Source organism: Bacillota bacterium (genome assembly GCA_023511485.1).
In the GTDB taxonomy this organism is placed as follows: Bacteria; Actinomycetota; Aquicultoria; order Aquicultorales; family Aquicultoraceae; genus CADDYS01.
The window spans coordinates 1-3,621 of record JAIMBH010000053.1; the positions used below are offsets into that span (position 1 = coordinate 1).

The following is a 3,621-nucleotide window of genomic DNA, read 5'->3' on the forward strand; positions in this document are numbered from 1 at the left end:
AAGCGAGTGATTTTTTATGCAGTAGGCGGTCATTTAATTTGGCCGAACTTGTGCCAAATAATTTGGCCGCCTACACTTACTGTTTCGGTGCGGCCTGCAATTCCTTCCATAAGACCCGGAATTGCAATCTTAACAATCGCAAACAAAACAAAGAAACCAAAGAAAGCTAACAAAGCGCCAACTCCAGCATTACGCCAAAAATTCTCCTTTTTAATGCCGATTTCTCTTAAGCTCCTTTTCTTAATAAAGCCCTCGTAAAAGATAATAAAGGCAATTAAAGGTAAAGTCGCTGGAATAGAAACGGTTTGGCCTGATGTTTTGTTAAAGGAATTTTCAAAAACTGAAAAAATCAAGAAACCGAAAAGTAGCAGTAAAGATATACCGAGATAGAATAACCTACTATGTTTTGCGTTTGTATTGGTGCTAGTATCCATTTAGCCTCGTTTAATAATCCATTACTATTGTAACATATAATAGCGATTGATATTTATATAAGCAGTTCTATTCGTCAATAACTATCGCTCACTAAAATAATCACGGATAAATTCTGAGGGTGGAAGGATTTTAATGCTCTTGAATTCTCTGAGGTTCTTTAGGTGCTTGTCGCCTGAAACGATAAAATTGGCTTTGGCAGCAAAAGCACATTCGAGGATTCGGTTATCGGATTCGTCATCTTGAACGGCTGAGAACCGTTCTTTGGGATTAACCAACGTTGAAATTCTTATGATGGAAGCCAAGCGTTCAATAGCTTCATTTTCACTGTATCGAAACTTCACGACCGGAACACGTTTAAACTCTATGAGAATTGGCTTTGAAATATAAAGCTCGATCTCGCCTCTTCTAGCTAACTCAATGACTTGATCTGTGGATTCGCTAATTAAAGCAAGAGCCGAGATAAGGATATTGGTATCTAAGACAACTTTAGGTCGCAAAGTCTCATGAGGTTCGCTCACGCAGTTCCCTAATGATGCGCTTAACATCATCCTCTGACGTGATAACTAGACTTCTAGCCCGCTCTGCTGTTTCTCTTTGAAGTTTACGCCATTTCTTCGCATCAACATACTGCCTTAGAGCTTCTCTAAAGAGCTCGCTTCTGGTTCTTCCTTCTTTAGCAATCTCATTAGCCTGTTTATAAATTTCTTCTGGCATTGATAAGGTTACAACTTTGTATTTTCCCAACATAATCACCTCCTGGTTAACATTTAATAACGGTCAAGTAGATTTTTACAAAACCAGGGGGTTGGATTCAAACCTTCTCTAAAAAACAAAAATGGCTTGTCAAAGCCATTTTTGTGCGGTTTGAATAATTACTAACCTGGGGTTAATAAATTATTCAAATCATTATTTTGGCTCTACAGAGCCTATATTTCCAGTTTGAATCCTATTGGCTCCCCGGATCGGTCGCTATTCGAACCAATTGAGAGATTATGTGCTCTTGCTATGTGCGGACCCTGATTCTGTGAGTTTCTACTAAGAATAGTTTTCCGATAAAATGATTCATGCTTTGGTGATCTGATAGGTAATCTTTCAACCTTTCGATCAGTTGCGGGATTGATTCTGGATGATTTCTTACTTGAAGAGCGATGATACCTTTATAGTGCTCTGGAGGATACGCAACTATATCTGAGAAATCACCGTTTAGGGAAAGCAGTATTGAATCAAGCTCTTGTGCCTTTGCTATCACCTGCTGGTCTGGAGAATCTTTGGGGATATGATCTTGGAGGCGAAGAACCTCATATCCTGCTGTCCGAAGGCTGTTAATTACTGAGCTTGGAGTGCAATGATCTGCAAACAGCCTTAAGCTCATTACACCGCAGCCTCGAAATCCGATAAATCTCTGGCATAATCTAGACAAGCGGCTATATGCTCTTTAGTAAGGTCAGGAAGCTCTTCGATTATCTGCTCAGCTGACATACCTGAAGCTAAGTACCCAAGAATGAGACTTACTGGGATGCGTGTGCCTTTGATGCGAGGCTTACCGTGAAGTACATCAGCAGTGCTTACAATATAATCTCGCCAGTTTACCGGCATCTTGTCCTCCTTTTTAGCCTTGTTCTATATATCAAGCATAGCTGAACTTTTGATTGAGAGCAATTGGTTGAATCGCTAAAAGATCATGTCTTGATCTCGTCAATAACAATTATAGCTGTACCGTGTCGCATAAATCATGTTCTTTGAAAAACACATAAAGAAATGCCACCTACTTTCTGGTAGGATGGTGTTCGCTTAAAAACAACCCTATAGAAAGAGGTGGCGAACATATCTTACCAGATTGCAAGAAAAATTGTGACAATCTTGCGAGAGCTTGTCGCAGAACTAGAGGCTTAAGAAGCGAGGCAGACCTCGCGCTACTAGAAGGGGCAGACCCAAGAGATACAATGATTCTGATATCTTGGTTATGCTAGCTTTAGCATCCATTATGGGATTATCTTTGAGAGGACTTTATCACAGACTTAAAAATAGCAGGTTGTGGGCACGTCTTTTTAATCTAAAGCCAGCAAATATCCCGCACTTGGCAACACTTGCAAGAAGAAAGAACGACTCAGATTTGCGAAGGCTACGGGATCGACTGTACAAAAAGACTACCACCAATCTAGCAAGTGGTATTGCCGCTTTTATCGACGCTTCGGCAATTGAAGCAGACCCAAAACTACATCCCAATGCTAATTGGGGATATTCCTCAAAGGGGATGTTTTATGGCTATCAACTACATCTGGCATGTGATCTAAAAGGTGCTGTGCTCTTCTTTACCGTTACCAAAGCATCCTCTAAAGAGATTGCTCCAGCAAAATACGTACTCAAAGAAGCTAAGAAGATAAATCCAAAACTAAAATATTTGACTGGCGATGCCTCTTATGATGTTACAGCACTATACAGGTATTGCCGCAAGGAATTGGATGCAAAACTTATTGCCAGGATCAATCCAAGGCGGGCTATAACAGTTGATAATGCTATTTCTTTGGCCAAGGGTGAGAGAAAACGTGCATTTAGACTTACCTGTTCTAGATTTGGGACAATTCTTCTAAATAAAAGAGCAGTGGTAGAGCAGGTGTTCTCCCAGCTAAAAGAGATAATCCGTATAGATGAGCTACCCTTCTGGGTTAAAAAGCTCTCACATGCCAAAGAACATATCAAATGGCTAATTCTAGCCTATAACGTGCTCCTTTATACAAACAAAGTACACGCTGAAAACCTAAGATCTATCAAAAGGCTGGTGGCATGATTTATGCGACACCCTAATAGCTGAGTTAGGCTTAACCCGTGACTACTCCCATAACTGCAGGCATATGTAAGAAAATCCGCTCTGTAGAGCGGATTTTCAAGTTGTTTTCAATTCGAAACCGATTGGCTCCCCGGATTGGTATCACAAAGCGTGCTTTTGTGGGACGGGGTGAGGCTTGAAATGAAGCGGATTGCTAAAGGACATACCAGGATCAACCTTCTCCCCCAAAGGATTATGGTAAATGAAGCTCCGCTTTATGCCTCCGCCCGTTAGGGCAATTTCTTGGCAAGCTCCCTGATGTGGTGGTCTTGGTGAGCGAGGAGCTTCTTTTTGTCGTAAGTGATAAAGTCGGGGTGAGTAGAGATGCGGTAGTTCTTTGACCCATCGCTCTGGATAAA

6 protein-coding genes are annotated in these 3,621 nt (G+C 41.1%); 1 reads left to right on the top strand and 5 read right to left on the bottom strand.

Features of this window, described 5'->3' with window-relative positions; translation table 11 throughout:
* Positions 1-29 precede the first annotated feature (29 nt).
* The 5 genes from K6T91_11450 to K6T91_11470 form a co-directional block, all read right to left on the bottom strand.
* Positions 30-434 (bottom strand): hypothetical protein, encoded by a 405-nt coding sequence (locus K6T91_11450; protein MCL6473400.1) that lies wholly within the window; start codon positions 432-434, stop codon positions 30-32.
* Between the two features lie 81 nt (positions 435-515).
* Positions 516-953, bottom strand: coding sequence for a putative toxin-antitoxin system toxin component, PIN family (locus K6T91_11455; GenBank protein MCL6473401.1), 438 nt, complete (start codon positions 951-953; stop codon positions 516-518).
* Positions 937-1,182 carry a ribbon-helix-helix domain-containing protein gene (locus K6T91_11460; protein MCL6473402.1) on the bottom strand — a complete coding sequence of 82 codons (246 nt, stop codon included), beginning with the start codon at positions 1,180-1,182 and terminating at the stop codon, positions 937-939. The genes K6T91_11455 and K6T91_11460 overlap by 17 nt, the downstream gene beginning before the upstream one ends.
* 256 nt (positions 1,183-1,438) lie before the next feature.
* Positions 1,439-1,807, bottom strand: a complete 369-nt coding sequence (locus K6T91_11465) for a DUF5615 family PIN-like protein (GenBank protein ID MCL6473403.1) — start codon at positions 1,805-1,807, stop codon at positions 1,439-1,441.
* Positions 1,807-2,031: a DUF433 domain-containing protein gene (locus K6T91_11470; GenBank protein ID MCL6473404.1), complete on the bottom strand. Its 225-nt coding sequence runs from the start codon at positions 2,029-2,031 to the stop codon at positions 1,807-1,809. The genes K6T91_11465 and K6T91_11470 overlap by 1 nt, the downstream gene beginning before the upstream one ends.
* Before the next feature lie 388 nt (positions 2,032-2,419).
* On the opposite strand from K6T91_11470, the gene K6T91_11475 reads away from it, so the two are divergent.
* Positions 2,420-3,223, top strand: coding sequence for a transposase (locus K6T91_11475; protein ID MCL6473405.1), 804 nt, complete (start codon positions 2,420-2,422; stop codon positions 3,221-3,223).
* Positions 3,224-3,621: the final 398 nt, after the last annotated feature.